The 24,201-nt window shown below is 64.0% G+C and carries 27 protein-coding genes and 1 riboswitch; of the genes, 20 read left to right on the forward strand and 7 right to left on the reverse strand.

The genetic code is table 11. The annotated features are described in order from the left end of the window. Window positions 1-2 precede the first annotated feature (2 nt). The 6 genes from IE100_RS12930 to IE100_RS12955 all read left to right on the forward strand — a co-directional run bounded on the left by IE100_RS12930 (window position 3) and on the right by IE100_RS12955 (window position 5,027). Window positions 3-971, forward strand: coding sequence for an NAD-dependent epimerase (locus IE100_RS12930; protein WP_229800376.1), 969 nt, complete (start codon window positions 3-5; stop codon window positions 969-971). A 226-nt stretch (window positions 972-1,197) separates the two neighbouring features. Then, on the forward strand, window positions 1,198-1,434 hold the full coding sequence (locus IE100_RS12935; RefSeq protein ID WP_189374772.1) for a DUF2789 domain-containing protein: 237 nt from the start codon (window positions 1,198-1,200) through the stop codon (window positions 1,432-1,434). A 145-nt stretch (window positions 1,435-1,579) separates the two neighbouring features. After that, window positions 1,580-1,894, forward strand: a complete 315-nt coding sequence (locus IE100_RS12940; protein WP_189374773.1) for a hypothetical protein — start codon at window positions 1,580-1,582, stop codon at window positions 1,892-1,894. A 141-nt stretch (window positions 1,895-2,035) separates the two neighbouring features. Further along, window positions 2,036-4,027 carry a peptidase U32 family protein gene (locus IE100_RS12945; protein ID WP_189374774.1) on the forward strand — a complete coding sequence of 664 codons (1,992 nt, stop codon included), beginning with the start codon at window positions 2,036-2,038 and terminating at the stop codon, window positions 4,025-4,027. 298 nt (window positions 4,028-4,325) lie between these two features. Continuing rightward, on the forward strand, window positions 4,326-4,730 hold the full coding sequence (locus tag IE100_RS12950; RefSeq protein ID WP_189374775.1) for a hypothetical protein: 405 nt from the start codon (window positions 4,326-4,328) through the stop codon (window positions 4,728-4,730). Between the two features lie 45 nt (window positions 4,731-4,775). Then, window positions 4,776-5,027: a hypothetical protein gene (locus tag IE100_RS12955; protein WP_189374776.1), complete on the forward strand. Its 252-nt coding sequence runs from the start codon at window positions 4,776-4,778 to the stop codon at window positions 5,025-5,027. Window positions 5,028-5,176: 149 nt separating this feature from the next. On the opposite strand, the gene IE100_RS12960 is transcribed toward IE100_RS12955, so the two are convergent. Beyond that, a complete protein-coding gene (locus IE100_RS12960) occupies window positions 5,177-5,815 on the reverse strand; it encodes a YitT family protein (protein WP_189374777.1) in 639 nt (212 codons plus the stop codon). Between the two features lie 301 nt (window positions 5,816-6,116). Between IE100_RS12960 and IE100_RS12965 the strand changes: the two genes are divergently transcribed. The 6 genes from IE100_RS12965 to IE100_RS12990 all read left to right on the forward strand — a co-directional run bounded on the left by IE100_RS12965 (window position 6,117) and on the right by IE100_RS12990 (window position 9,190). Further along, complete coding sequence (locus IE100_RS12965; protein WP_189374778.1) at window positions 6,117-6,296, forward strand: hypothetical protein; 180 nt, start codon at window positions 6,117-6,119, stop codon at window positions 6,294-6,296. Between the two features lie 67 nt (window positions 6,297-6,363). Next, window positions 6,364-6,825, forward strand: coding sequence for a DMT family transporter (locus IE100_RS12970; RefSeq protein WP_189374779.1), 462 nt, complete (start codon window positions 6,364-6,366; stop codon window positions 6,823-6,825). A gap of 135 nt (window positions 6,826-6,960) precedes the next feature. Then, window positions 6,961-7,359, forward strand: coding sequence for a YkgJ family cysteine cluster protein (locus IE100_RS12975; RefSeq protein WP_189374780.1), 399 nt, complete (start codon window positions 6,961-6,963; stop codon window positions 7,357-7,359). Then, window positions 7,356-7,688, forward strand: coding sequence for a VF530 family protein (locus tag IE100_RS12980; protein ID WP_189374781.1), 333 nt, complete (start codon window positions 7,356-7,358; stop codon window positions 7,686-7,688). Before IE100_RS12975 ends, IE100_RS12980 begins: the two co-directional genes overlap by 4 nt. Window positions 7,689-7,754: 66 nt before the next feature. After that, window positions 7,755-8,099, forward strand: a complete 345-nt coding sequence (locus tag IE100_RS12985) for a nucleotide pyrophosphohydrolase (RefSeq protein WP_189374782.1) — start codon at window positions 7,755-7,757, stop codon at window positions 8,097-8,099. A gap of 161 nt (window positions 8,100-8,260) precedes the next feature. Beyond that, a complete protein-coding gene (locus IE100_RS12990; protein WP_189374783.1) occupies window positions 8,261-9,190 on the forward strand; it encodes a sensor domain-containing diguanylate cyclase in 930 nt (309 codons plus the stop codon). Between the two features lie 54 nt (window positions 9,191-9,244). Here the strand turns inward: IE100_RS12990 and IE100_RS12995 are convergent, their stop codons facing one another. Then, window positions 9,245-10,459 (reverse strand): cyclic di-GMP phosphodiesterase, encoded by a 1,215-nt coding sequence (locus tag IE100_RS12995; protein ID WP_189374784.1) that lies wholly within the window; start codon window positions 10,457-10,459, stop codon window positions 9,245-9,247. A gap of 358 nt (window positions 10,460-10,817) precedes the next feature. Here IE100_RS12995 and IE100_RS13000 point away from each other — a divergent pair, with 358 nt between their 5' ends. The 4 genes from IE100_RS13000 (at window position 10,818) to IE100_RS13015 (ending at window position 15,402) form a co-directional block, all read left to right on the forward strand. Beyond that, window positions 10,818-12,896 carry a methyl-accepting chemotaxis protein gene (locus IE100_RS13000; protein ID WP_189374785.1) on the forward strand — a complete coding sequence of 693 codons (2,079 nt, stop codon included), beginning with the start codon at window positions 10,818-10,820 and terminating at the stop codon, window positions 12,894-12,896. 301 nt (window positions 12,897-13,197) lie between these two features. After that, entirely contained in the window at window positions 13,198-14,118 is a 921-nt protein-coding gene (pyrB, locus tag IE100_RS13005; protein ID WP_189374786.1) for an aspartate carbamoyltransferase, read from the forward strand. 11 nt (window positions 14,119-14,129) lie between these two features. Continuing rightward, window positions 14,130-14,597 (forward strand): aspartate carbamoyltransferase regulatory subunit, encoded by a 468-nt coding sequence (gene pyrI, locus IE100_RS13010; protein ID WP_189374787.1) that lies wholly within the window; start codon window positions 14,130-14,132, stop codon window positions 14,595-14,597. Window positions 14,598-14,742: 145 nt separating this feature from the next. Next, window positions 14,743-15,402, forward strand: a complete 660-nt coding sequence (locus IE100_RS13015; RefSeq protein WP_189374788.1) for an Ivy family c-type lysozyme inhibitor — start codon at window positions 14,743-14,745, stop codon at window positions 15,400-15,402. A 76-nt stretch (window positions 15,403-15,478) separates the two neighbouring features. On the opposite strand, the gene IE100_RS13020 is transcribed toward IE100_RS13015, so the two are convergent. Then, a complete protein-coding gene (locus IE100_RS13020) occupies window positions 15,479-17,395 on the reverse strand; it encodes a tetratricopeptide repeat protein (protein ID WP_189374789.1) in 1,917 nt (638 codons plus the stop codon). Window positions 17,396-17,843: 448 nt separating this feature from the next. Between IE100_RS13020 and IE100_RS13025 the strand changes: the two genes are divergently transcribed. After that, on the forward strand, window positions 17,844-18,218 hold the full coding sequence (locus IE100_RS13025) for a hypothetical protein (RefSeq protein WP_189374790.1): 375 nt from the start codon (window positions 17,844-17,846) through the stop codon (window positions 18,216-18,218). Between the two features lie 90 nt (window positions 18,219-18,308). Here IE100_RS13025 and IE100_RS13030 read toward each other — a convergent pair whose 3' ends face one another. Both IE100_RS13030 and thiC read right to left on the reverse strand, forming a co-directional pair. Next, window positions 18,309-19,328 carry a tetratricopeptide repeat protein gene (locus IE100_RS13030; RefSeq protein WP_189374791.1) on the reverse strand — a complete coding sequence of 340 codons (1,020 nt, stop codon included), beginning with the start codon at window positions 19,326-19,328 and terminating at the stop codon, window positions 18,309-18,311. A 173-nt stretch (window positions 19,329-19,501) separates the two neighbouring features. Next, window positions 19,502-21,406 carry a phosphomethylpyrimidine synthase ThiC gene (gene thiC, locus IE100_RS13035; RefSeq protein ID WP_189374792.1) on the reverse strand — a complete coding sequence of 635 codons (1,905 nt, stop codon included), beginning with the start codon at window positions 21,404-21,406 and terminating at the stop codon, window positions 19,502-19,504. A gap of 101 nt (window positions 21,407-21,507) precedes the next feature. Then, window positions 21,508-21,647, reverse strand: a riboswitch (TPP riboswitch). Window positions 21,648-21,775: 128 nt separating this feature from the next. On the opposite strand from thiC, the gene IE100_RS13040 reads away from it, so the two are divergent. The 3 genes from IE100_RS13040 to IE100_RS13050 all read left to right on the forward strand — a co-directional run bounded on the left by IE100_RS13040 (window position 21,776) and on the right by IE100_RS13050 (window position 23,699). After that, entirely contained in the window at window positions 21,776-22,435 is a 660-nt protein-coding gene (locus IE100_RS13040) for a protein-L-isoaspartate O-methyltransferase family protein (protein WP_189374793.1), read from the forward strand. Then, entirely contained in the window at window positions 22,435-22,761 is a 327-nt protein-coding gene (locus tag IE100_RS13045; RefSeq protein WP_189374794.1) for a rhodanese-like domain-containing protein, read from the forward strand. Before IE100_RS13040 ends, IE100_RS13045 begins: the two co-directional genes overlap by 1 nt. Before the next feature lie 224 nt (window positions 22,762-22,985). Beyond that, window positions 22,986-23,699 carry a uracil-DNA glycosylase gene (locus IE100_RS13050; RefSeq protein WP_189374795.1) on the forward strand — a complete coding sequence of 238 codons (714 nt, stop codon included), beginning with the start codon at window positions 22,986-22,988 and terminating at the stop codon, window positions 23,697-23,699. Here the strand turns inward: IE100_RS13050 and speD are convergent. Beyond that, window positions 23,696-24,055, reverse strand: coding sequence for an adenosylmethionine decarboxylase (gene speD / locus IE100_RS13055; RefSeq protein ID WP_189374796.1), 360 nt, complete (start codon window positions 24,053-24,055; stop codon window positions 23,696-23,698). The two genes, IE100_RS13050 and speD, sit on opposite strands and share 4 nt — an antisense overlap. After that, window positions 24,052-24,201 carry a hypothetical protein gene (locus IE100_RS13060; RefSeq protein WP_189354559.1) on the reverse strand — a complete coding sequence of 50 codons (150 nt, stop codon included), beginning with the start codon at window positions 24,199-24,201 and terminating at the stop codon, window positions 24,052-24,054. The genes speD and IE100_RS13060 overlap by 4 nt, the downstream gene beginning before the upstream one ends.

Raw genomic sequence — 24,201 nt, forward strand, 5'->3', positions numbered from 1 at the left:
CGATGAAAGTACTGGTCACCGGCGCCGCCGGTTTCATTGGCCGCGCGGTATGTGAAAAACTGCTGGATCGCGGCGATGTGCAAGTGATCGCTGTGGATAACCTCAACGACTACTACGCGGTGGCGCTGAAACACGCCCGCCTCGCCACCTTGCAGGGCCGTGACGGCTTTGATTTCCACAAGCTGGACATCGCCGACTGGGCTGCGCTGGATGCGCTGTTCGCCGCCGAGCGCCCGGACTACGTGATCCACCTCGCCGCCCAGGCCGGCGTGCGCTACAGCATCGAGAACCCGCACGTGTACGCGCAGAGCAACCTGGTCGGCCACACCAATATGCTGGAGGCCTGCCGCCGCCACCCGGTGCAGCACCTGGTGTTCGCCAGCTCCAGCAGCGTGTACGGCAAGAACGCCAAGGTGCCGTTCAGCGAGGACGACCGCGTCGACGAGCCGGTCAGCTTCTACGCCGCCACCAAGAAGGCCAACGAGGTGATGGCGCACAGCTACGCCCACCTGTACCAGTTCCCGATCACCGGCCTGCGCTTCTTCACCGTGTACGGCCCGTGGGGCCGCCCGGACATGGCGCCGTGGCTGTTTACCGAGGCCATCCTCAAGGGCGAGACCATCAAGGTGTTCAACCACGGCCAGATGCAGCGCGATTTCACCTACATCGACGACATCGTCGAGGGCGTGCTGCGGGTGATGGCGCATCCGGCCAGCGGCGCGGTGCCGTTCGCGGTGTTCAACATCGGCAACCACAACCCGGTGCCGCTGATGGAGTTCATCCAGGCTACCGAAACGGCTTGCGGCAAAGAGGCGGTCAAGCAGTACCTGCCGATGCAGGACGGCGACGTGCCGGTCACCTACGCCGACACCGCCCGGCTGCGCGCCGCGGTCGGCTTCTCGCCGGACACGCCGCTGCGCGACGGCATGCAGGCCTTCGTCGACTGGTATCGCGGCTACCACCAGGGCTGAGTTATCCACAAGCGGCGGCGCGGCCAACGTTGCAGCTCGCTGCCGCGCCGTAAACAGGCCGCCAGCGCCCGCTGCCGCGTTCACCTCCCGGTGCCGGCAACAGCGCCCGCCGCTCGCGTGGCGGGCGGCTGCTGTGTCATTGCGGCCGAGCCTGGCCGCGATGCGGCAATTTTCCCGCCACGGTCTAAGCTGAACAGAGGCATTTTCAGCACGGGAGGCGGCAACCATGGATACCGGACATCACGAACTGGCCGAGCTGTTCGCACAGCTGGGGCTGGACAACAGCGCAAAGGCGATCAACCAGTTTGTGCAGAGCCATCCGCTGCCGGTGGAGATGGCGCTGGCCGAGGCGCCGTTCTGGAGCGCAAGCCAGGCCGCCTTCCTGCGCCAGTCGCTGGACTGCGACGCGGAATGGTCGGACGCGGTCGATACCCTGGCGACGCTGCTGCAGCAACGCGGCTGACGCCGCCTCCGGCGCTGAGATCACCGGTGCCGCGCCGGCGATGAATGACAGCCAGATCAACGGCTTGCCGGCGCTTGCGGCCAACGTTTGGCGTTGCGGCGGCATGGTCTATGCTGGGTTATCACAGTCGTCGAGGAGCCCCGTCATGATGATCGCCCGCTGGAGTATCGAGGCCAAGTTTGGCCACAAACCGGAAGTCATCGCCGAGATGCAGCGCTGGCTGCGCGACATCGGCTCGCAGGTCGGCTGGACGCCGCAGCGCGTGCGCCTGCTGACCGGCTCGATCGGCGTCAAGGAATCCACCATCCAGTCCGAGATCGAGATCGCGGATCTCGCCGAGCTGGACGCCGCCTGGAGCAGGCTGGCCGCCCTGCCCGACCACGCGGCGTGGAGCAAGGCGCTGGAGCCGCACGTGGTGTCCGGCACCCAGCGCTGGGAAATCCTGCGCACCATCGGCTAGCCACCGCACCATGCCCGGGGATGACCTCGCGTCACCCCCGGCCGGCCTTGCGGCCAGGCTTGGCCGCAACATCGATCCCACCCAAGTGCCTGATTCTGCTATCATTCCGCGCCTTGCCCCCACCCACCGCAGGAAGTATTCATGAGTCTGTTGCCGCACCAGGTTGAGCTGTTGTCCCCCGCCAAGAACATCGACATCGGCCGCGAGGCGATTTTGCACGGTGCGGACGCCGTCTACATCGGCGGCCCCAGCTTCGGCGCGCGGCACAACGCCTGTAACAGCGTGGCCGAGATCGCCGAGCTGGTGCAGTTTGCCCACCGCTACCACGCGCGCATCTTCACCACGCTCAACACCATCCTGCACGACGCCGAGCTGGACGCCGCGCGCAAGCTGATCTGGCAACTGTACGACGCCGGTGTCGATGCGCTGATCGTGCAGGACATGGGCATCCTGCAGCTGGACCTGCCGCCGATCCAGCTGCACGCCTCCACCCAGTGCGACATCCGCGACGCCGCCAAGGCGCGTTTCCTGTCCGATGCCGGCTTCTCGCAGGTGGTGCTGGCGCGCGAGCTGACCATCCCGCAAATCCGCGCCATTGCCGACCACGTCGGCGCCGGTTCAAACGATCCCGCGGCCATCGAATACTTCATCCACGGCGCGCTGTGCGTGGCCTTCTCCGGCCAGTGCTACATCAGCCACGCCGACAACGGCCGCAGCGCCAACCGTGGCGACTGCTCGCAGGCCTGTCGCCTGCCGTACACCCTCACCGATGAAAAAGGCGGCGTGGTCGCCTTCGACAAGCACCTGCTGTCGATGAAGGACAACAACCAGAGCCGCAACCTCGAAGCGCTGCTCGACGCCGGTGTGCGCTCGCTGAAGATCGAAGGCCGTTACAAGGACGTCAGCTACGTCAAGAACATCACCGCCCACTACCGCCTGCTGCTCGACGAAATCATCGAGCGCCGCCCGGAACTGGCGCGTGCCTCCAGCGGCAGCAGCGAAATTTACTTCGCGCCCGATCCGGACAAGACCTTCCACCGCGGCGCCACCGACTACTTCGCCACCGGCCGCAAGATCGACATCGGCGCCTTCGACTCGCCGAAATTCGTCGGCGTCGAGCTGGGTACCGTGCACCAGGTCGGCGACGGCTGGCTGGAGATCGCCACCGAAGACGCCATGGCCAACGGCGATGGCATCAATTACATGAAGAAGCGCGAAGTCGTCGGCATGCAGCTCAACACCGTGAAGCAGGTCGGCCACGTGCCGGGCGGCGAGCGGCTGTGGCGCTGCGTGCCCAACGAGCCGACGGTGCTGGCCGGCCTCAAGCCCGGCACCCGCATCTGCCGCAACCGCGACCACGCGTGGGAGCTGTCGCTGCTGAAAAAATCGGCAGAACGCCGCATCGGCGTGTGGCTGAATCTGGACCAGACCGCCGACGGCCTGGCGCTGACCATCACCGACGAGGACGGCTGCAGCGCCACCGCCCACGCGCAGCTGGCACTGGAGCCGGCCAAGGACGCTGCCCGTGCCGAAGCCGGCCTGCGCGACGCCGTCGCCAAGCTCGGCAACACCCTGTTCGTGGCCAACGACGTGGCGCTGAACCTGGCGCAGCCGTGGTTCGTGCCGTCGTCGGTGATCAACGCGCTGCGCCGCGACGCAGTGGAAAAACTGGAAGCGGCAAGGTTGGCCGCATGGCCACGCCAGCCGCGCAAGGCGCCGGTGGAGCCGCCGGTGCCGTATCCGGAAAAAAACCTCAGCTACCTCGCTAACGTCTACAACGCCAAGGCCTGGGATTTCTACAAGAAACACGGCGTGGAAGTGATCGAGCCGGCCTACGAGGCGCATCAGGAAGAAGGCGAAGTCAGCCTGATGATCACCAAGCACTGCCTGCGCTTCTCCTACAACCTGTGTCCGAAGCAGGCCAAGGGCGTCAAGGGCGTGATGGGCCAGGTACGCGCCGACCCGATGGTGCTGAAATCCGGCGACGAGACCTACACCCTGAAATTCGAATGCCGCCCGTGCGAGATGCACGTGATGGGCAAGATGAAGAAACACATCCTGAAATCGCCGCCACCTTCCGAGATCCCGGCGACGGCGCCGATTACCTTCTTCAAGCAGCGGCCTGCGTCGTGAGCTAGTGGGGGATGCGGCCAAGGTTGGCCGCAATGCTTTGATGACACTGAACAAGGGCAAGCCGGATGGCTTGCCCTTTTGTCATTGTCTTGCCGTATGATGATGGGGTTTTTGATTGGCGCAGCGCGTATCCAGGATCAACGCTTGATGAGTATGGCGCGGTGTATTTTGGATTTTCAGGCTCAGCCTAACCGACTGACTATACTTTTTCTGTTGACAGTAATTTTGAGTAATTAGCGAATGTATTTTTGAGGGTTGTATGAGACACTATTTGTATTTGGTTTTTAATAGGATGTTAATGATTTTTGTGTTTTATTGTACTGCATGCTCATCGGATCATGAAACAATAAAGATACCTAAAAATAAATATGGTGTTTTTTATATAAATCATTGCCCTACAAGATTTTTTTCAGGCGCACCACTAATCGAGTTTAAATTTTATTCATCGGCAGGTGATCTTGAGAGAATTATGAATGAATTAGGCAGAGACTCTGCAAAGGGACGAGTGGTTTTTGAAAATTTTGAAACTAATCAACGTCAAGTATATGGCAAGAGCTCTATGTATGGTGGGTATGTCGCTAAGGATAGTGTACGTGTTAGTATGGAATTCATAAAATCAGCTAGTTGTCAAAAATATAAAGTGATAGTTGAAGAGGTATTTAATGAGGATGTGGAAATATATGTTGGTAATCGCTATCTTTAGCACTGTAATTTATGCTTCGTTTGCAAATTCCAATGTTGACCACGAATGAATGACCAAGGTTGGTCGCAAGCGATAACAGCTTTGCGGCCAACCTTTTTTGAAATATGGCATCCGCTGCGCGGATATTTTTTATCTGCAGCTTTCCGCGCGGCGGCGGGCTACTTTCTTTTGCTTCGCCAAAAGAAAGTAGCCAAAGAAAAGGCGACCCGGAGGCGTAAGAATTCCCGTGGAAACCGCCGCCATCCCGGCGCCGCCCATCCGCTGCACTCAAAAAAGGGCGGCTTGTTTCCGGGATGACGACAGTTTCCACGGCTTGCGCCAACGGGACGGGGCGCGTCGGTGCGGTGTTGGCTGTGGATATCACTTATCCACAGCGGGTGTCCGGCTAGGCTGTTGGTGTTTACAAGGTTGGCCGCAAGCTGGCATGGCTTTGCGGCCAACCTTTTTTACGACGCCGCGATGTAGCGATCCGGCCGGTGGTAGAAGCCGATCACCAGGCTCATCGCGGCGGCACCGATCAGCGAGCCGATCAGTTGCGGCAGGCTGCACAGCAGCACCGATGCCAGCAGGATCAACAGGTCGATGCCGAATTGCAGCTTGCCGGCGCGCAGGCCGTAGCGTTGCTGCACGTACAGCGCCAGGATGTTGATGCCGCCGACGCTGGCCTTGTGGCGGAACAGTGCGATCAGGCCCATGCCGAGCAGCAGCCCGCCCAAGAGACCGGTGGAATACGGGTTGAGTGGGCCGGCGAACGGGAACAGCTCGCGGCATTGCGTGGACAGCAGCGACACCAGCGCGACGCAGACAAAGGTACGTAGGGTGAAGGCGGCGCCCATGTTGCGCAGCGCCAGCCAGTAGAACGGCAGGTTGATCAGGAAAAACAGCCAACCGAATGGCGCCAGTCCCTGGTAGTGCAGCAAGAAGGCGATGCCGGCGGTGCCGCCGGTGAGCAGGCCGGCCTGCACGAACATGGCCATGCCGAAGCCGATGAAGGAAGTGCCGATCAGGATGGCGAGCAGGTCTTCTGCCCGGCTGTGTGCCAGCGGATTGTGTCCGCTTGTCAGGCGCGTGGTGTCGGTAGTCATGTGGATACCGTTTGGGCGAATTGTCAGAAACGGCGCGCCGGGTAAGGGCGCCGCACCGCTGTTGCTGCACGCAAGAAACCTGCCAGCAAAACGGTGGGCAATGGTGACAGCCGGGCGCGGGCGCGCCTTGTGGCGGGGCAAACAGCCGCGCCGGCCGTGGCGCTTGCACCGGCATGGTGCCGGCTGTTGCTTGCGGCCAACCTTGAGCGCTGTCTGGCCGGCGCTGGCGATAGCCGCCGGAAGGTCGCCGCATTTCGTGCTACAACGGCAGCATCCATCCCTTTCCGTCGCCGTGCCGCCCATGGATTTCCTGCGCCGCTTTTTCCTGCGTCATTACCGCGATCCCTACACCCGCTTTTCGCTGCTGATGTGCGGGCTGATGCTGGCCTTGCTGCTGCTGGTGTGGCTGTTCGACCTGGACACGCCGGCACAGCAACCGGCGCCGTTGCCGCCGCCGGCGAGCATCGGCGTGTCGGTGTAGTCAGTCTGGCCTTGCCAGCAGCGGTTGAGGGCGGGATTATCGGTGGCTTACTGCGGGGGAGATGGCGATGAATGGCTTGATGCTGGCGCTGGCGTTTGTGATGGGGGTGGTGGTGCCGCTGCAGGCGGCGATCAATCACCAGCTGAAGCTGCTGATCGGCGGCAGCCCGGTGTTGGCGGCGCTGGTGTCGTTTGCGGTGGGACTGGTGACGCTGAGCCTCGCCGCCCTGCTCAGCGGGCAGAAATGGGTCGGCCTCGCCGCCTTGCCGCGTGCCGAGTGGTGGATGCTGAGCGGTGGCGCGCTGGGCGCGCTGTTCGTGTTCGGCACCACGCTGCTGGCGCCGCGGCTGGGGGTGGCGGTGATGCTGTCGCTGATCATCGCCGGCCAGGTGTGCGCGTCGCTGCTGTTCGACCGTTACGGCTGGCTGGGCATGCCGCTGAAGGAAATCAACAGCTGGCGCCTGCTGGGCGCGCTGCTGGTGGTGGCCGGGGTGCTGCTGGTCAATCTCGGCGATCGTATCGGCAGGTAGCGGCCGGCAGGATGTTTCATGTGAAACGGCGGCGGCCGACAAACAGCACAATGGCAACAGCGGATTGCGTTACAATCCGCTGTTTTTCATTGCGGCGGCAGAAATGCTGCCGAATCAGGGTTTTAAGGAATCAGTGTGGCCGATATCGAGCGCCTCGATACGTGGGTAAAGTACAAGAACGGCCTGTGCAGCGACTGCATGGGCAGCTGTTGCAGCATGCCGGTGGAAGTGAAGCTGCCGGATCTGGTGCGCATCGGCGTGGTGGACGAGTTCGAGCTGGGCGAGCCGATCAAGAACATCGCCAAACGTCTGGAAAAACAGCGCATCATCCAGCATTTCAACTTCAAGAGCGGGATGTTCACGCTGACGCAGCGCGCCAACGGCGATTGCCTGTACCTGGACCAGAAGACCCGGCTGTGCAGCATCTACGCGCAGCGGCCGAATACCTGCCGCAACCACCCGCAGGTCGGCCCGCGGCCGGGGTTCTGTGCCTACACCCGTAACCCGCAGCATGGCCGCAAGGTGAGTACATGAGCGACAAACAGAGCAACAATCCGCTGCACGGCGTGACGCTGGAGGCGATGCTGACCGAGCTGCACGCCCACTACGGCTGGGATGGCCTGGCCAGTCGCATCAAGGTGCGCTGTTTCAGCCACGATCCGAGCATCAAGTCCAGCCTGGCCTTCCTGCGCCGCACGCCGTGGGCGCGCGACAAGGTGGAGGCGCTGTTCCTGCAGCTGAAGAAGCCGAAGCGCACCCTGGCGCCGAAGCCGAGCAGCGAGCGTACGCCGGCCGGCCAGAGCGCCACCAGGGCGCCGACCATCCTGTTCGCCCGCAAGACCCCGCCGACGGACGAGGCCTGAGCCGTCCGCCCCAGACCCCTCCGGCCGCGACGCATCGTCGCGGCCTTTTGACGCAAGGAGCCGCCGATGACCGCGCCCGCCGTATTGCTCGATGCCAGCGGCCTGATCGCCGCACAACGCCAGTTTGCCGCCGAGCGCGACTGGCAGCGTTTCCATACCCCGCGCAACCTGATGCTGGCGCTGACCGGCGAGGTCGGCGAGCTGGCGGAGCTGTTCCAGTGGCGCACGGACGCCGAGGCGGCGGCGATGGCGGACGAGCCGCAGGCCTTCGAGCGGCTGCAGGAGGAGATCGCCGACGTGATGATGTACCTGGTGCGGCTGGCGGACGTCTGCGGCGTCGATCTCGACCACGCGCTGCAGGACAAGCTGCACAAGAATGCGCTGAAATACCCGGCCGCCGGGCGGGAATAAATTGCCACAGTTTTGCCGCGGTTCACGGATGTTATTTATCGAAAGCCGCGTTAATTGATAACCCTATACTTTTCTATGCCGCGCAGCCGCGGCAAGCAAACATGCCGTTGGCTTAGCCTGTGCTAAGCTGCCCGATTGTGTTTGCCGCCAGATCCCGACCGATGAACCAAGCCGACACGCTGTCTTTCCACGCCGCCTCCTCGCCCGCCGCCCGCCTGCAGCAACTGTTCGCGGCGCTGCCCTACCCGGTGCTGCTGTTTGACGTGCACGGGCAGCTGGAGTTTGCCAATCACGCCGCGCAGGGCTGTCCCGATACGCGGCCGGCGCTGCAACAGCTGGCCGCCGGCGCGTCGCTGGCGACGGTGTCGCTGCCGGGGCTGAGCGCCGACAGCTTCGCCCGGGTGCTGGCCTCCGCCGCGCCGCAGAGCGTGGAGCTGAGTCTGCCGCAGGCCGACGGCAAGCCGGGCTACTACCAGATCACGCTGACGCCGCTGCTTGACGCCAGCGGCAAGGTGGACGGCGTGCTGCAGACCCGCCACGACGTCACCCGCCAGCGCCAGGAGGCGCAGCGCCTGCAGCTGCTGCAGGGCCACCTGCTGGAGATGGCGCACCGCGACGCGCTGACCAATCTCGCCAACCGCCGCTACCTGGAGCTGAAGCTGGAAAGGTTGGCCGCAGACAGCGCCGCCAGCTTGTGCGCGCTGCTGTTCATCGATCTCGACCGTTTCAAGCCGATCAACGACGTTCACGGGCACGACACCGGCGACGCGGTGCTGGCGGCGATTGCCGCGCGGCTGAAGCAGGCCTTGCGCGGCACCGACCTGCTGGCGCGCATCGGCGGCGACGAGTTCGCCATCCTGCTGGAAGGCGTCACCGAGAGCGGCGCGCGCGCGGTGGCCGGCAAGATCATCCAGGCGCTGGAGCAGCCGTTTGCCGAGCTGTCGCCGCCGAACCGGCTCGGCCTGTCGGTGGGCGTCTGCCTGTTCAAGAGCGGCGCGGCGATGCCGGCCGAGGTGCTGGTCGAGGCCGACCAGGCGATGTACCGCGCCAAGCGCCGTGGCGGCGGGCAGTTCGAGCTGCAGCAGCTGTAAGCGAGCCCACCATGACAAAACGGCCACCCGCGCCTGCCGGTGGCCGTTGTTGTTTCACATGAAACGCAAGGGGTTGATGCCCCACTTCTCCGGCGCCTCGTGGCGCACGATCCGGTCGCCGCCGCCAAAGCCCAGCGGCCGCGACAGGTCGATGATCTCCGGCTGCAGATAGGTATTGCTCCTGCTGCTGAACATCACCTTGATCTTCGGCGTCAGCAGGTTGCTGTCGTGCTGCTCGATCACCACCCCCAGCTTGCCCGATTCCAGCAACACCAGCGTGCCGACCGGGTAGATGCCGACACAGCGCATGAAGGCCTGCACCAGCTTGGGGTCGAAGTGGTACTTCGACCATTCGAAGATCTTGCGCAGCGCATCGGTCGGCGCCATGCCCTTGTGGTAGCAGCGATCGGCGGTGATGGCGTCGTAGACGTCGACGATGGCCGCCATCTTGGCCAGCGTGCTGATGGTGTCGCCCTTGAGATTGTGCGGGTAGCCGCTACCGTCGATCCGCTCGTGGTGATGCAGGGTGATGTCGAGTGGGATCTCGCTGATGCCCTCGGTACGGCTGAGGATGTCGAAGCCGTCGCGCGGGTGGCGGCGGATGATGTCGAACTCTTCCTCGGTCAGCCGCCCCGGCTTGTTGAGGATCTCGTCCGGCACCAGCGCCTTGCCGGTGTCGTGCAGGATGCCGCCCAGGCCGGCGAGGTGGATGGTTTCGCGGTCCAGCCCCACCGAGCGGCAGAAGGCGATCATCAGCGTGCCGACGCTGACCGAATGCAGGAAGGTATAGTCGTCCTTGTTCTTGATGCGCAGCAGCGTCAGCAGCGCGCCGCTGTTGCTGAGCACCGATTCGGTGATCGACTCGATCATCGGCTCGACCTGCTCCAGCTCCACCACCCGCCCCAGTCGCACGTCCTGCATCACGGTCTTGACCAGCGCGTGCGCCTGGTTCTTGATGCGGTTGGCACGCCCCAGCTCCTCGGCAAACGACAGCGTGATGACAGGTGCCGGCTTGCTGGTGACCGCCTCGATCATCTGCTGCTGCAAGCTGGCGTTGACCTCGTCCACGCTGCGCGCATGGCTGACGTCCAGACCTTTTTCGGTGTCGATATAAATCTCGTGGATGCCGGCCTCAATGATCTTGGCGATTTCGTCATCGCTCTTGATCTGGAAGCGCTTGCGGAAAAACGGATGAGAGGTCCAGTCGCAGTTCAGGTCATGCACATACATGCCGATCTTGACGTCGGCAATATCAATACACTTGATCATGGCGTGGTTTTCTTGGCGTCTGCTCAGGAAAATGTTTTAAAAACAGTGATTAAGCAGATGTTGGCAGTACGGCGGCCGGCGCGTGGTGATCCACGACAAGTTTGTGCCACAAAGCTTATCCGGCAATTATGGCGCTAATCGGAGATGCAAAAAGGATTTTAATTGTATTGATACTGGTTATCAGTATTTTATTCAAATAGATAGTTATTGATAATAATATTGGCCATACACGGTTTAATGATCGGTGCTTTTTTATTATGGTGCCTTGGTGATAGTCAATTTTCATGCGAGCGGATATTCTAGCCGGCAATACCCGGAATAAAAGAACCGGATTTCGTGAGCGACAGGAGTGCAAGGCATGACGCAGGACACACGTTGGGGACATCTGGGCAACCGCATCATCGGCGTGGCCGCGGTGGCGGTGGCGGTCGGTTTTGCGGTGATGATCGCCATCATCGCCAAGCAAAGCTACGACGCCGCTGTCGAGCAGGGCAACCAGCTGGCGTCGGAGCAGGCCGGTCGCGTGGCGGACAGTGTCGAGGCCAAGCTGGCCAACGGCTTTGCCATTCCGCGCAGCATGGCTGCCAGCGTGCAGGGGCTGCAGCGCGCGCAGGCGGTGGACCGCAAGGTGGTCGACAACATCCTGCTCAGCTCGCTGGACAACGCGCCGGGCATCATCGGTGCGTGGATGCTGTGGGAGCCGAACGCGCTGGATGGCCGCGACGACGAATTCCGCCGCGACTGGCCGAAGCACGATCCGACCGGGCGCTACACGCCCTACCTGACGCGCGGTGCCGACGGCAAGGCGGCGCTGGACGTGATGATGTCCAGCGACCGGGTGGCGAAATTCCCGGAGTGGCAGGACCGGCTCACCGAGTACGTGCCGGACTATGAAAAATCCGGCTGGGGCGATTTCTACTTCGTGCCGAAATCGCGCGGCCGCGACACCATCACCGAGCCGTTCTTCTACGACGTGCAGGGCAAGCAGGTGCTGGAAAGCTCACTGGCGGTGGTGATGAAGGACGCATCCGGCAAGCTGCTGGGGGTGTCCGCCGTCGATCTGGCGCTGGACGACCTGCAGAAGCAGTTCGGCAGCATCCGCCTGTATGAAACCGGCTATGTGCGCCTGGTGTCCGAAGGCGGCCTGTTCGTGGTCAACCCGCAGCCGGCGCTGGTCGGCAAGGCGGTGGCCAGCGGCGACCCGCTTGCGGCCAACCTCGACAAGCTGAGGAAGGGCGAGCGCTTCGTCTACGAGGACGGCGGCTTTACCCACTTCTTCTACCCGGTCAAGGTGGCGGACAGCGGCCAGTTCTGGGCCGCCGGCGTCAGCGTGCCGACCGCGGCAATTACCGCCTCCGCCAACAGCCAGCGCAATACCGCCATCGTGATCGGCGTCATCGCGCTGGGGCTGATCATCCTGGTGCTGACGCTGCTGATCCGCACCCTGACCCGGCCGCTGAACACGCTGGCGGAAACCATGGAGCAGTTCGCCAGCGGCAAGGGTGACCTGACGCTGCGCCTGCAGGTCAGCAACCGCGACGAGATCGGCCGCACCGCCGCCGCCTTCAACCGCTTCATCGAGAGCCTGCGCGAGATGTTCATCGAGGTACGCGAGCAGAGCCTGGCGGTGAGCCGTTCCGCCGGCCAGCTGGCCGACTCCGCGGTGCAGGTGGAGCAGTCGTCGGCGCAGCAGTCGGACGCCGCCAGCGCCACCGCCGCCGGCGTGGAGCAGGTCACCGTCAGCGTGCACCACATCGCCGATACCGCGATGCTGGCCGAGAACATGGCGCGCGAAAGCGGCGTGCTGACCGAGCAAAGCGTGGCGGCGGTGGACCGGGTCACCGGCGAGATCCAGCGCATGACCAGCAATATGCAGGCGCTGGCCGGGCGCATGGGGGCGCTGGGTGCCCGTTCGGCGGAGGTCAGCACCATCGTCAACGTGATCAAGGACATTGCCGAGCAGACCAACCTGCTGGCGCTGAACGCGGCCATCGAGGCGGCGCGCGCCGGCGAACAGGGGCGCGGTTTTGCGGTGGTGGCGGACGAGGTGCGCAACCTCGCCGGCCGCACCGCCGAGGCCACGGTACAGATCGGCCGCATCGTCTCCGCCATCGGCAGCGAGACCAGCGATGCGGTGGACGAGGTAAAGCGCAGCACCGAGCTGGTGTCGGTCAGCGTCGGCATCGCCGAGGAGGCCAACATGGCGATGAAGGGCATCTACGAGAAAAGCGTCGATCTGGTGGACAATATCGGCGATATCGCGTCGTCAACGCGGGAACAGTCGAACGCGACTTCGGAAATCGCGCAGAACGTGGAGCGCATCAGCAGCATGGCGCAGTCCAACAGCGAGGTGGTGCGCGAGGTGCGCGCCGCGGTGGAGCAGCTGCGCGAGCAGTCCGCCAGCCTGGAAGCGCTGGTCGGCCATTTCCGCCTCTGAGCACCGCCCGCCGTCCCCGCAACGCCGTCCGCCATGGGCGGCGTTTTTTTATTGCCCGCTTTGGCCTGACAGCGCGCGGCGATTTTCGTATAATCCGCCGGTTTGCTTTGCGAGACCCGCCATGTCGCCCTTACCCTGCCCGCTTCGTTTCCCCGCCGCGCCGTCCGCGCGTCGCCAGGCGTTGCCGGTACGGGGTCGACACGACGCCGGGCCGCTGCATTGAGATATAAAGAAGCTCCTGATCCGGCATCAGGGGCTTTTTTTTCAGCCATTGATTCTGTTATTGCCAAAGGTGACCGCCATGCCCAACCCGCTTTATCGCAAGCACATCATTTCGATACCGGATTTCACGCGCGAGGAACTGGAACTGGTCGTGCAGACGGCGGCACAACTGAAGGCGGCGCCGCGCAGTGACCTGCTGAAGGACCGCCTGCTGGCGACCTGCTTCTTCGAGCCGTCGACCCGTACCCGCCTGTCGTTCGAGACCGCGGTGCAGCGCCTGGGCGGCAACGTGATCGGATTTGCCGACGGCGCCAACACCTCGGCGAAGAAGGGCGAGACCCTGGCCGACACCGTGCGCATCATCAGCTCCTACACCGACGCCATCATCATGCGCCATCCGAAGGAAGGCGCCGCGCGCGTGGCCAGCGAGTTCTCCACCGTGCCCATCATCAACGGCGGCGACGGCGCCAACCAGCACCCGTCGCAGACCCTGCTCGACCTGTTCACGCTGCAGGAAACCCAGGGCCGCCTCGACAACCTGACCGTGGCCTTCGTCGGCGACCTGAAATACGGCCGCACCGTGCACTCGCTGGCGCAGGCGCTGTCGCTGTTCGGCGCCAGGTTCTACTTCGTCGGCCCCGAGGCGCTGGCGATGCCGGACTACCTGTGCGAGGAGCTGGACGAGCGCGGCATCAGCTACAGCATCGCCGCCACCATCGAGGAAGTGATCCCGCACATCGACATCCTGTACATGACCCGCGTGCAGCGCGAGCGCTTCGACGAGGCCGAGTACAAGAAGATCCAGGGCCAGTTCGTGCTGCGCGCCGACATGCTGCGCAGCGCCCGCCCCAACATGAAGATCCTGCACCCGCTGCCACGGGTGGACGAGATCACCACCGACGTCGACGCCACGCCGCACGCCTACTACTTCGAGCAGGCCAAGAACGGGGTCTACGCTCGCCAGGCGCTGCTGTCGCTGGTGCTCAACGAAACGGTGTGAAAGGAAAAACCATGACTGAAAAAGTGTATGCCCGCAATGTCGAGGCACTGAAATCCGGCACCGTGATCGACCACATCCCGGCCGGCCAGGGGTTGCGCATCCTGCGCCTGTTCCAGCTGGCGGAATACCGCGAGCGCGTCACCGTCGGCCTCAACCTGCCCAGCGGCCACATGGGCAGCAAGGACCTGATCAAGGTCGAGAACGTGGTGCTGAGCGAGGAGCAGGCTAACGAGCTGGCGCTGTTCGCGCCGCGCGGCACCGTCAGCGTGATCGAGGACTTTGCCGTGGTGCGCAAGCAGAAGCTGGCGATCCCGGACACGGTGGAAGGCATCTTTGCCTGCCCCAACTCCAACTGCGTGTCGCACGTGGAGCCGGTGCAGAGCCACTTCAGCGTGCGCGTCACCGAGCACGACACCAAGATGAAGTGCAAGTACTGCGAGAAGGTGTTCAGCAAGGACATCGTGGTCGACGTGCGCTAAGCCTGCCGACGTCGGCGTCGGCAGCGGGCGGTCGCGGGCAACCGCGGCCGCCTTTTTCATGCCTGCGGCCAACCTTGGCCACCCGTGGCGGGAACTCGCCGCCGCGGCGCGGTTTCCAAGGGCTTATTTTCCCGTGGAGAACATCATGTGGCGTCCCCTGCTGTTGGCCGCGTGCGGCCTGCCCCTGTTGCTGGCCTGTACCGAGGAACAGGTCGGCAAGCTGCAAAACGACGCGTCCGCCGCCATCGGCGTGGCCGGTGCCAAGCTGCAGCAGGCCAGCGCCCCGCTGGCCGAGATCAAACAACAGGCCGCGACCGCGCTGGACAAGGCCGGCACGCTGGCCGGGGAGCTGCAGCCCAAGGTGCAGCAGCAGGTGGAAGAGCTGAAACAGCAGGCCGGCGCGGTGCGCGAGGTGGTCAGCGCGTGGCAGGGCAAGGGCGACTGGACGGTGCTGGAAAAGCAGGTCGGCCAGTACCCGCGCGACAGCGGCCTGTTCGACAAGCCGCCACTGGCGGCACCGCTGGCGGCGCTGCTGGGCAGGGACCTGGCCAAGTTCAAGCGCTTCATGGATACCCAGGGGCCGTTGCAGCAGGACCGGCAGCAGGAGCGGCTGCTGTTCGTCACCGGCAACAAGCGCCACGCGGCGCAGGATGGCGCCGCCTACCTGCTGATCGACGTGTCGCAGCGCAAGCTGGAGGCGGGGCTGATCGAGAACGGCCTGCTGAAGGTCTACGCCAGCGAGGGCACGCCATTGCAGGCGCCGGCCGAGGTGCGCACCTTCATCGGCAATCTGCAGCGGCAGTAAGCGGCGCCGGCACAAGCCTGGCCGCAACGAAAAACGCCACGACCTTGGTCGTGGCGTTGTGCTGTCGGCGTGCGGCTCAGCGTTTGCGCTTCAGCGATTTCTTGCTGTAAGCGGCGTGGAAGGTCTTGCCGGCGGCCTTGCGGCGGGGACTGCTCTTCAGCTGGCGATCCAGTTCCGGCAACAGGCGGCCGGCGACGTTCATGCGCCGCGACAGCTCCTGCGCGCTGGCGATCTGCTCCGGCTTCATCTCGTGCTGCAGCTGGTTCAGCTTGCTGGCGGCCTGCGCATTGCCCTGCGCCCGTGCCAGGTTGTGCAGCGCGTAGGCCAGCACAGGGTTGTGCGGGATGCCCTGGTAGCTGTAGGCGGTGTAGGCGTGGCCGAGGCTGTTCAGCGCGTCGACCTGGTACCTGGCGGCGGCCTTGCGATACCAGCTCAGCGCCAGTTTCAGGTCGCGCGACACGCCCTGGCCGTTCTCGTACAGGCTGCCGAGCTGGAATTGCGCTTCGGCGTTGCCCTGCTTGGCGGCCTTGGTGTACCACTGCGCGGCGTCGAAGTAGTCCTGCTCCACGCCCTGGCCCTGGCGGAACAGGTTGCCGAGACTGGCCTGGGCGCCGGCGTGGCCCTGTTCGGCCGCCTTGCGCAACCACAGCGCGGCCTGGCTGGCGTCCTGCGGCACGCCCTTGCCCTGTGCGTATAGCTGGCCGAGGTTGGCCTGCGCGTTCATGTCGCCCTGCTCGGCGGCCTTGCGATACCACTGGGTGGCGTCGCCGAGGTTCTGCGGCACTTCCACGCCCTGCTCATACAGCTGGCCGAGCGCGTTCTGCGCCTGCAGGTGATCCTGTGCCGCGGCCTTCTGGTACCAGCTGGCGGCTTCCGCCAGATCCGGGTTCACGCCGTTGCCCTTCTCGTACAGCTCGCCCAGGCCGAACTGCGCCTCGGCATCGCCCTGCTCGGCGGCCTTGCGATACCAGCTGGCGGCCTGCAGCTCGGCGCCCTTCTGGTACCACTGCAGCGCCTGCGCCGGGTCTTTCGGCACGCCGCGACCGCTCTGGTACAGGCTGGCCAGCGCCGTCTGCGCGTTGGTGTGGCCCTGTTCGGCCGCCTTCTGGAACCAGCTGGCCGCCAGCGCCAGGTTGCGCGGCGTACCGCGACCGTTCTGCTGCAGCATCGCCAGCGCGTACTGGGCATCGGCGATGCCCTGCTCGGCGGCACGGCCGAACCAGGTCGCGGCGGCTGCCAGATCCTGCGGCATGCCCTGGCCGTTCTGGTACATCAGGCCCAGTGCGTGCTGCGCCGGGGCGTAGCCCTGCTGCGCGGCCTTCTGCTGCCACTGCGCGGCGTCGATCAGGTTGCGCGGCACGCCCTTGCCGGCGAGCAGCAGGTTGGCGTAGTGGTACTGCGCCTCGGCGCTGCCCTGCATGGCCGCGCGGCGATACAGCACCGCCGCCTGATTGCTGTTCTGCGTCACGCCGACGCCGTGCTGCGCGATCTGCGCCAGCTGGGTGCGCGCCAGCGCGTTGCCCTGCCGCGCCGCCTGCTGGAACAGGCTGGACGCCTGTGCCAGATCCTGCGGCACGCCGCGGCCGTACTGGTACATCAGGCCGAGACTGGTCTGCGCGGCGGTGCTGCCCTGTGCCGCGGCCTTCTGGTACCAGCCGGCGGCGGCGGCGTAATCCTGGCGCACGCCGAGGCCGTTCTCGTACAGGCCACCCAGCTTGTACTGGGCGTCGACATTCCCCTGCGCCGCGGCCTTGTCGTACCAGCGGGCGGCTTCGGCCGGATCCGGCACCACGCCCTGGCCCTTGCGGTACATCTCGGCCAGCAGCAGCTGAACGCGCGGATTGCCCTGCTCGCCGACCGGGGTCAGCTCTTGCAAGGCGGTGGCAAAATCCCCTTTGGCATAGGCAAGACGGCCTTCTTTCAGACCTGCCATCGCGGGTGCAGCCAGCAGCATGCTGGTCAGAAGGACGGAAGTAGCAAAATGTCTGTTCATGTGCGTTTCTTCATCTTGTAGAGAGGCCGTGCCGATCGTGTGCGGGCAGTGCAACCGGATCCGCGCGGGGTGACCTTATTATTCGGCATGATAAACGGCTAGTTTAACGGCTAATCATAGGCGGTTAAAGGATTGTCCCTGCCAAGCCGCAGCCATTTGATAGCAAAGTGTTGCAGCCGTGGTGCCCGGTACGGTTCTGCCATGACTTTGCACTTGAACCTGGCATGACGCGCACCCGCGGCCACGGCTGCGCGATGATAAGGACGCCGCCCGGGCGCAACCTTGTCCATGATCAGGCAATGGCGACACTGCGGCCAACTTTCATTTCTTTGACATAAATGGCGCGCCGATTTGCCACGGTAAAGCGCGCCAGCCTCACCTATGATGAAATCTCGGCGCCTGTCGCGCCGCTGCCGGATGACTGTGTGACAGCACAGGGGGGCGCATCATGTTTGACAGTCGGTTCTACTTTACCGGGGCGACGATCCTGGCGGTGCTGTCCACCTTCGCCGCGGCGTGGACGCTGCTGATGTTCTCGGTGCTGCTGATCTTTGTCGGGCTGTGGCAGGCCGACCGCGAGCAGATCCGCGAACTGGCCCCCAGCACTGCGGTGATGTTCGTGATGCAGGACGACAGCTCGCCGCGCCCGCTCGACGATTTCATCGGCCACCACCTGATGTTCTACCAGGACGGCATCCCGGTTTATCGCGACCTGTTCGACGGCGATCACTACTGGCAGCTGCTGGAAGCCGACAGCAAGGCGCAAAGCGGCGACGACATCATCCGCGTGTTCCCCGGCGTCAGCTACCGGCGCAAGGGCTGATTCGGCGCCATCGCCATGAGCAAGGGCAGCCGCTGACGGCTGCCGTTTTGCTGTCCGGCGGTAAGGTTGGCCGCAAGATGGTGGCTTGGTTTAGCGTGGTGCCCTATCCATGATGCTTTCGGATTCTGCAATCATCTTTTTGCCATCGTCGGCGCGGCCATTTTTATAGTAGAGCCAGCCAAGACCGTTCAAAGCCACTCCATAGGCATAGTGCTGTGTGCCAAGCACCTTTTCCAGCGTACCCAGGGATGCTTTGTAGTGTCGTTCTGCCGCTTCGATTTGCCGTTGGTAATGGTAGGCATCTGCAAGCTCGCGTTGTGTGATGCCGGCAACGACACTTTCTGCCATGCCGTTTTCTTGCATGCCTTCCATCACCGCGTTTAGTGTCGTGATCGCTTCCGGATAATGCTTTTTGTCCGTATACACGGATCCCAGTCGTGACAGCGTATTGAGTATGCGCGGGTGGTTTGGTCGGAGTATTTTTTGCTTGATGCGTAAGGCGGATAGTAACTGCTGCTCGGCATCGTCGTATTGTTTTGCTCTGGCGTACAAGGTGCCGAGGTTATGCAAGGTTTCGGCGGCTTCGTAACTCTCCGGGCCGGCTATTTTCTGCCGCATTGTCAGTGCTTGTTGATAAAGAACTTTTGCGGTGTCGGTTTTTTTCATGTCGACCAACAACAGTGCCAAATTGTTCAGCGATTCGGCGACTAGCAAGTGTTCCTCGCCAAGCAGTTTGCGACGCAAAGCCAAGGCCTGTTCCGCGTAGGGCAATGCTTCCTTGCTGCGGAGTGTTCTTCTTAGTACCGAGACCTGTGCATCCTGGATGTCCGCATAGAGCAGCGTGTCGGGTACGACGGCACCATCACCGTGCAGCAATTCATGCAGCAGGGATTCGGCCTGCTGCAGTTTGTCCTGCTGGATCAATACTCGGGCCAGATCCCGTTTTGCCTGTTGCCGAGCAGTGTTGTCGCTTGCTGTCGCCAGTGCCTGATGCGCTGTTTGGTACGCTTGTGAGTACTCCCCATTGATGATCATGGCGTCGATGGCGCTTGCCCCGGCAATGGCCGGGAGTTGGAGTGCGGTGATGAGGAGCAGGGTCATGCGTTTCATCGGGAGATTTCTGACGTGATGGCGGGGTAAGCATTGCATTACAGCACATCATTTTATGCAAATAAAATTGTGATGCTCATGCCCGGTCATGTGGTTGTTTCTATGTGCGACAACAAAAAAGGTTGGCCGCATCGCTGCGGCCAACCTTTTGTTTCACGTGAAGCAAAACCGGCTTACACCTTGTCGTACAGCTTGCCGCCGCCCTTCACGAACTCCATGGCCTTCACTTCCATGCCCTTCTGCAGCGCGTCCTGTTCGCTGATGCCCTGTTTGGCGGCGAATTCGCGTACATCTTGCGTGATCTTCATCGAGCAGAAGTGCGGGCCGCACATGGAGCAGAAATGTGCCACCTTGGCGCTGTCTTTCGGCAGTGTCTCGTCGTGGAAGTCGCGCGCCTTGTCCGGGTCGAGGCCGAGGTTGAATTGGTCTTCCCAGCGGAACTCGAAGCGCGCCTTGGACAGCGCGTTGTCGCGGATTTGCGCGCCCGGATGGCCCTTGGCCAGGTCGGCGGCGTGGGCGGCCAGCTTGTAGGTGATGATGCCTTCCTTCACATCGTTCTTGTTCGGCAGGCCCAGGTGTTCCTTCTGCGTCACGTAGCACAGCATGGCGGTGCCGTACCAGCCGATCTGTGCCGCACCAATCGCACTGGTGATGTGGTCGTAGCCCGGCGCGATGTCGGTGGTCAGCGGCCCCAGGGTGTAGAACGGCGCCTCGTGGCACCACTCCAGCTCCTTGTCCATGTTCTCCTTGATCAGCTGCATCGGCACGTGGCCGGGGCCTTCGATCATCACCTGTACGTCGTGCTGCCACGCGATCTGGGTCAGTTCGCCCAGCGTCTTCAGCTCGCCCAGCTGCGCGGCGTCGTTGGCGTCCCAGGCGCTGCCCGGACGCAGGCCATCGCCCAGCGAGAAGGCCACGTCGTAGGCCTTCATGATCTCGCAGATGTCTTCGAAGTGGGTGTACAGGAAGTTTTCCTGGTGATGCGCCAGACACCACTTGGCCATGATCGAGCCGCCGCGCGACACGATGCCGGTCATGCGCCCGGCGGTGAGCGGTACGTACTGCAGGCGCACGCCGGCGTGGATGGTGAAGTAATCGACGCCCTGCTCCGCCTGCTCGATCAGGGTGTCCTTGAAGATTTCCCAGGTCAGGTCTTCGGCCTTGCCGTTCACCTTTTCCAGCGCCTGGTAGATGGGCACGGTGCCGATCGGTACCGGCGAGTTGCGCAGGATCCACTCGCGGGTTTCGTGGATGTTCTTGCCGGTGGACAGGTCCATGATGGTGTCGGCGCCCCAGCGGATGCCCCAGGTCATCTTGTCCACTTCTTCGCTGATCGACGACGTTACCGCGCTGTTGCCGATGTTGCCGTTGATCTTCACCAGGAAGTTGCGGCCGATGATCATCGGTTCGCTTTCCGGGTGGTTGATGTTGTTGGGGATGATGGCGCGGCCGGCGGCGATTTCCTGGCGCACGAATTCCGGGGTGATCTCTTCCGGCAGGTTGGCGCCGAAGCTGTGGCCGGCGTGCTGGCGGGTCATCAGCTCCAGCAGGCGGCTGTTGCCGGTGGCCTTGAGCGATTCGATATACGCCTTGCGGTTCAGGTTTTCGCGGATGGCGACGAATTCCATTTCCGGGGTGATGATGCCCTGACGCGCGTAGTGCATCTGGCTGACGTTGCGGCCAACCTTGGCGCGGCGCGGCTGGCGCTGCAGGTTGAAGCGCAGGTCGACGAGCTTGGGGTCGGCCTCGCGCTGGCGGCCGTAGTCGCTGGACAGGCCGGCGAGCAGCTCGGTGTCGTCGCGCTCGGCGATCCACGCCGCGCGCAGCGGGGCGAGGCCGGAGCGGATGTCGATCTGTGCCTGCGGGTCGCTGTACGGGCCGCTGCAGTCGTAGACGTAAATCGGCGGGTTGCGCTCGCCGCCGAACTGGGTCGGGGTGTCGGCCTGGCTGATCTCGCGCATCGGCACGCGGAGGTCGGGGCGGCTGCCCTCGACGTAGATCTTGCGGGAGTTGGGCAGTGGCTGGATGGCGGCGGAATCCACCACCATTTGTTCGTTCAGTTTGGCAGGCGCGTTCATCGGGCAGGTTCTCCAAGGCGATGAAACGGCGCAAGGAGCGGCCCGGGAGATCCGGCTGCAAGGCTGGCCGCCGTGCTGCGGAACGGATGGCAGCGGGCGGTGTCTGGCAGATTACGCTTCCCTACGCCGGTATTATCCGGGTCAGGTTCGAAGGGTGACTCTCACCCGCTGCGGCTGCTGTCCCCGCCGGCGCCTTGGCGCGGATGGTACACAAGCCGGAGCAGGACCCCTAGCGATGCTGTGAAGGTAAGGTAAATGTGGGATAATCGCAAGTTAGCAATCGTTTGGACGATTGCGAAAGCCCGGTTGTCGCAGCCCGGTTTTCAGAGTCGTCCTTGATATTGTCTTGAATCCAAGCCGGAGTTTCCGATGAATTTCGAACAAGCCCGCTTCAATATGGTTGAGCAACAGATCCGTCCGTGGGACGTGCTCGACACCTCCATTCTCGATCTGCTGTTCCACGTGAAACGCGAAGATTTTGTCGCGACCGACAAGCGCGCGCTGGCCTTTGTCGACACCCAGCTGCCGCTGGACAATGGCTGCACCATGCTGGAGCCGAAGGTCGAAGCCCGCCTGGTACAGGACCTGCAGGTGAAAGCCAGCGACAAGGTACTGGAAATCGGCACCGGCAGCGGCTACCTGACCGCGCTGCTGGCCGCCGTCGGCCAGCACGTGTACAGCGTCGACATCGACGCGCAGCAGCTGCAGCACGCCGCGGCCAACCTCAAGACCGCCGGCATCAAGAACGTGACGCTGAGCCAGGGCAACGGCATCGAAGGCCTGGCGGCGCAGGCGCCGTTCGACGTGATCTGCGTCGGTGGTTCGGTACCGGTGGTGCCGGAAGCGCTGAAGGCGCAGCTGGCCGTCGGCGGCCGCATGGCGGTGATCGTCGGCGATGCGCCGGTAATGGTCGCCAAGATCATCACCCGCGTGTCCGAAACCGCCTATCAGGAAAGCGTCAGCTTCGATACCAATATCGCGCGCCTGCAGCAGCTGGACGCGATCGAGCCGTCGCGCTTCAGCTTCTGATGATCCGCGAAATCAACGCCCGCGAGCTGGCCGACTGGCTGGCCGACGCTTCCCGCCCGCAGCCGGTGCTGCTCGACGTGCGCGAGGACTGGGAGTACGCGCTGTGCCGCATCGCCGGCTCGCGCCAGATTCCGATGAACCTGATCCCGCTGCGCCACAACGAGCTGCCGGATGACACCCCGGTGGTGACCATCTGTCACCACGGCGTGCGCAGCTACCAGGTCGGCCTGTTCCTGGAGAACGCCGGCTTCGAGCAGGTACTGAGCCTGCGCGGCGGCGTGGCGGCGTGGGCGGACGAGGTCGAGCCGGCGATGGCGCGCTACTAGGCGCATGTTGGCCGCACCCGAGCCGCCCGCTGGGCGGCTTTCTTTTTGCCACACTCCCACGAAACGACACGAAAAATCAGGACCCAAGCGCGGGGTGTCGGCCTGGAAAACGCGCCCAGCGACGGGCGTCAGGGCGACGCCGGCGCCAGGGGTTGCTGCCGCAACCACCGCTTACGGCCTGAACTCGTTCGTGTCTTTTCGTGGCTGGAAACCAAGGACCTGTCATGAACTACCTCGCCCCCGCCCTCGCCGCCCTGCCCGCCGACTGGCAGCAGCTGCTGGCAACGCCGGCCATCAGCGCGAAACTGGCCGCGATTGACGCGAAACTGGCGGAGCGCGCCGCCGCCGGCGCGGTGATCTACCCGCCGCGCGAGCTGGTGTTCAACGCGCTGCGCCACGTGGTGCCGGCCGACATCCGCGTGGTGATCATCGGCCAGGACCCGTACCACGGCGCCGGCGAGGCGATGGGGCTGAGCTTTTCGGTGCCGGACGGGGTGAAGATCCCGCCCAGCCTGCGCAACATCTACAAGGAACAGCTCGGCGACCTCGGCCTGCCGCCGCCGGCCAGCGGCAACCTGACGCACTGGGCGGCGCAGGGCGTGCTGCTGCTGAATGCCTCGCTGACGGTGGAAGCCGACCGCGCCGGCAGCCACGGCAAGCTCGGCTGGCAGGCGATCACCGACGCGCTGATCGACGCGGTGAACGCGGCCAACCCCGGCTGCGTGTTCCTGCTGTGGGGCAACTGGGCGCACACCAAGGCCGAGCGCATCGACGCCGCCCGCCACTGCGTGCTGAAGGCGGCGCACCCGTCGCCGCTGTCGGCCAGCCGCGGCTTTCTCGGCTGCCGCCATTTCTCGCAGGCCAACCGCTGGCTGGCCGAGCGCGGCCGCGGCGAGATCGCCTGGGGCGGCGCGGCGGCGCAGGGCGGGCTGTTCTAGACGCGGGCGGGGAGCTGGCCGCGGGCCACGCAGCGCTGTTCGCTGCGGCCAACCTGCAGCGCTTGTTGCAGTACCGCCAGCGCGGCCTGATGCGCGGCCCGGCCGCACAGGAACAGGTCGACGGCGGCGTAGCCGTGTTCCGGCCAGGTGTGGATGCTGATGTGCGACTCGGCCAGCAGCAGCACGCCGGTGACGCCCTGGCCGGGGCCGAAATGGTGGAAGTGGCCGGCCAGCACGTGCGCGCCGGCGGCACGGGCGGCGGCATGCAGCGCCCGTTCCACCGCGGCGGCGTCGGCCAGCGCGGCCGCCGGGCAGTCGTAGAGGTCGGCCAGCAGGTGTTCGCCGAGGTGGCTCATTTGTGGCCGCCGAAGAAGCCGCCACCGCCAGAATGGCCGCTGCTGCTACGATAGCTGCCGCCATCGTCGCTGTTGGCGGTGTAGTTGATCAGCGTGCTGACCAGCACGATTGCGGCGCAGTACAGCAGATAGGTCAGGCGGCTCAT

It is taken from the genome of Vogesella alkaliphila, from assembly GCF_014652475.1.
GTDB classification, from domain to species: domain Bacteria; phylum Pseudomonadota; class Gammaproteobacteria; order Burkholderiales; family Chromobacteriaceae; genus Vogesella; species Vogesella alkaliphila.

Bases quoted from the DNA above. Each gene is read 5' to 3' on its own strand.
- IE100_RS12930 (WP_229800376.1), top strand. From the start codon at position 3: ATGAAAGTACTGGTCACCGGCGCCGCCGGTTTCATTGGCCGCGCGGTA.
- IE100_RS13040 (WP_189374793.1), top strand. From the start codon at position 21,776: ATGAATTTCGAACAAGCCCGCTTCAATATGGTTGAGCAACAGATCCGT.
- thiC (WP_189374792.1), bottom strand. From the start codon at position 21,406: ATGAACGCGCCTGCCAAACTGAACGAACAAATGGTGGTGGATTCCGCC.
- pyrB (WP_189374786.1), top strand. From the start codon at position 13,198: ATGCCCAACCCGCTTTATCGCAAGCACATCATTTCGATACCGGATTTC.
- IE100_RS12970 (WP_189374779.1), top strand. From the start codon at position 6,364: ATGAATGGCTTGATGCTGGCGCTGGCGTTTGTGATGGGGGTGGTGGTG.
- pyrI (WP_189374787.1), top strand. From the start codon at position 14,130: ATGACTGAAAAAGTGTATGCCCGCAATGTCGAGGCACTGAAATCCGGC.
- IE100_RS12940 (WP_189374773.1), top strand. From the start codon at position 1,580: ATGATGATCGCCCGCTGGAGTATCGAGGCCAAGTTTGGCCACAAACCG.
- IE100_RS13000 (WP_189374785.1), top strand. From the start codon at position 10,818: ATGACGCAGGACACACGTTGGGGACATCTGGGCAACCGCATCATCGGC.
- IE100_RS13025 (WP_189374790.1), top strand. From the start codon at position 17,844: ATGTTTGACAGTCGGTTCTACTTTACCGGGGCGACGATCCTGGCGGTG.
- IE100_RS12985 (WP_189374782.1), top strand. From the start codon at position 7,755: ATGACCGCGCCCGCCGTATTGCTCGATGCCAGCGGCCTGATCGCCGCA.
- IE100_RS13030 (WP_189374791.1), bottom strand. From the start codon at position 19,328: ATGAAACGCATGACCCTGCTCCTCATCACCGCACTCCAACTCCCGGCC.
- IE100_RS13060 (WP_189354559.1), bottom strand. From the start codon at position 24,201: ATGAGCCGCCTGACCTATCTGCTGTACTGCGCCGCAATCGTGCTGGTC.
- IE100_RS12950 (WP_189374775.1), top strand. From the start codon at position 4,326: ATGATTTTTGTGTTTTATTGTACTGCATGCTCATCGGATCATGAAACA.
- IE100_RS12990 (WP_189374783.1), top strand. From the start codon at position 8,261: ATGAACCAAGCCGACACGCTGTCTTTCCACGCCGCCTCCTCGCCCGCC.
- IE100_RS13015 (WP_189374788.1), top strand. From the start codon at position 14,743: ATGTGGCGTCCCCTGCTGTTGGCCGCGTGCGGCCTGCCCCTGTTGCTG.
- IE100_RS12995 (WP_189374784.1), bottom strand. From the start codon at position 10,459: ATGATCAAGTGTATTGATATTGCCGACGTCAAGATCGGCATGTATGTG.
- IE100_RS13050 (WP_189374795.1), top strand. From the start codon at position 22,986: ATGAACTACCTCGCCCCCGCCCTCGCCGCCCTGCCCGCCGACTGGCAG.
- IE100_RS13020 (WP_189374789.1), bottom strand. From the start codon at position 17,395: ATGAACAGACATTTTGCTACTTCCGTCCTTCTGACCAGCATGCTGCTG.
- speD (WP_189374796.1), bottom strand. From the start codon at position 24,055: ATGAGCCACCTCGGCGAACACCTGCTGGCCGACCTCTACGACTGCCCG.
- IE100_RS12980 (WP_189374781.1), top strand. From the start codon at position 7,356: ATGAGCGACAAACAGAGCAACAATCCGCTGCACGGCGTGACGCTGGAG.
- IE100_RS12935 (WP_189374772.1), top strand. From the start codon at position 1,198: ATGGATACCGGACATCACGAACTGGCCGAGCTGTTCGCACAGCTGGGG.
- IE100_RS12955 (WP_189374776.1), top strand. From the start codon at position 4,776: ATGAATGACCAAGGTTGGTCGCAAGCGATAACAGCTTTGCGGCCAACC.
- IE100_RS12945 (WP_189374774.1), top strand. From the start codon at position 2,036: ATGAGTCTGTTGCCGCACCAGGTTGAGCTGTTGTCCCCCGCCAAGAAC.
- IE100_RS12965 (WP_189374778.1), top strand. From the start codon at position 6,117: ATGGATTTCCTGCGCCGCTTTTTCCTGCGTCATTACCGCGATCCCTAC.
- IE100_RS13045 (WP_189374794.1), top strand. From the start codon at position 22,435: ATGATCCGCGAAATCAACGCCCGCGAGCTGGCCGACTGGCTGGCCGAC.
- IE100_RS12960 (WP_189374777.1), bottom strand. From the start codon at position 5,815: ATGACTACCGACACCACGCGCCTGACAAGCGGACACAATCCGCTGGCA.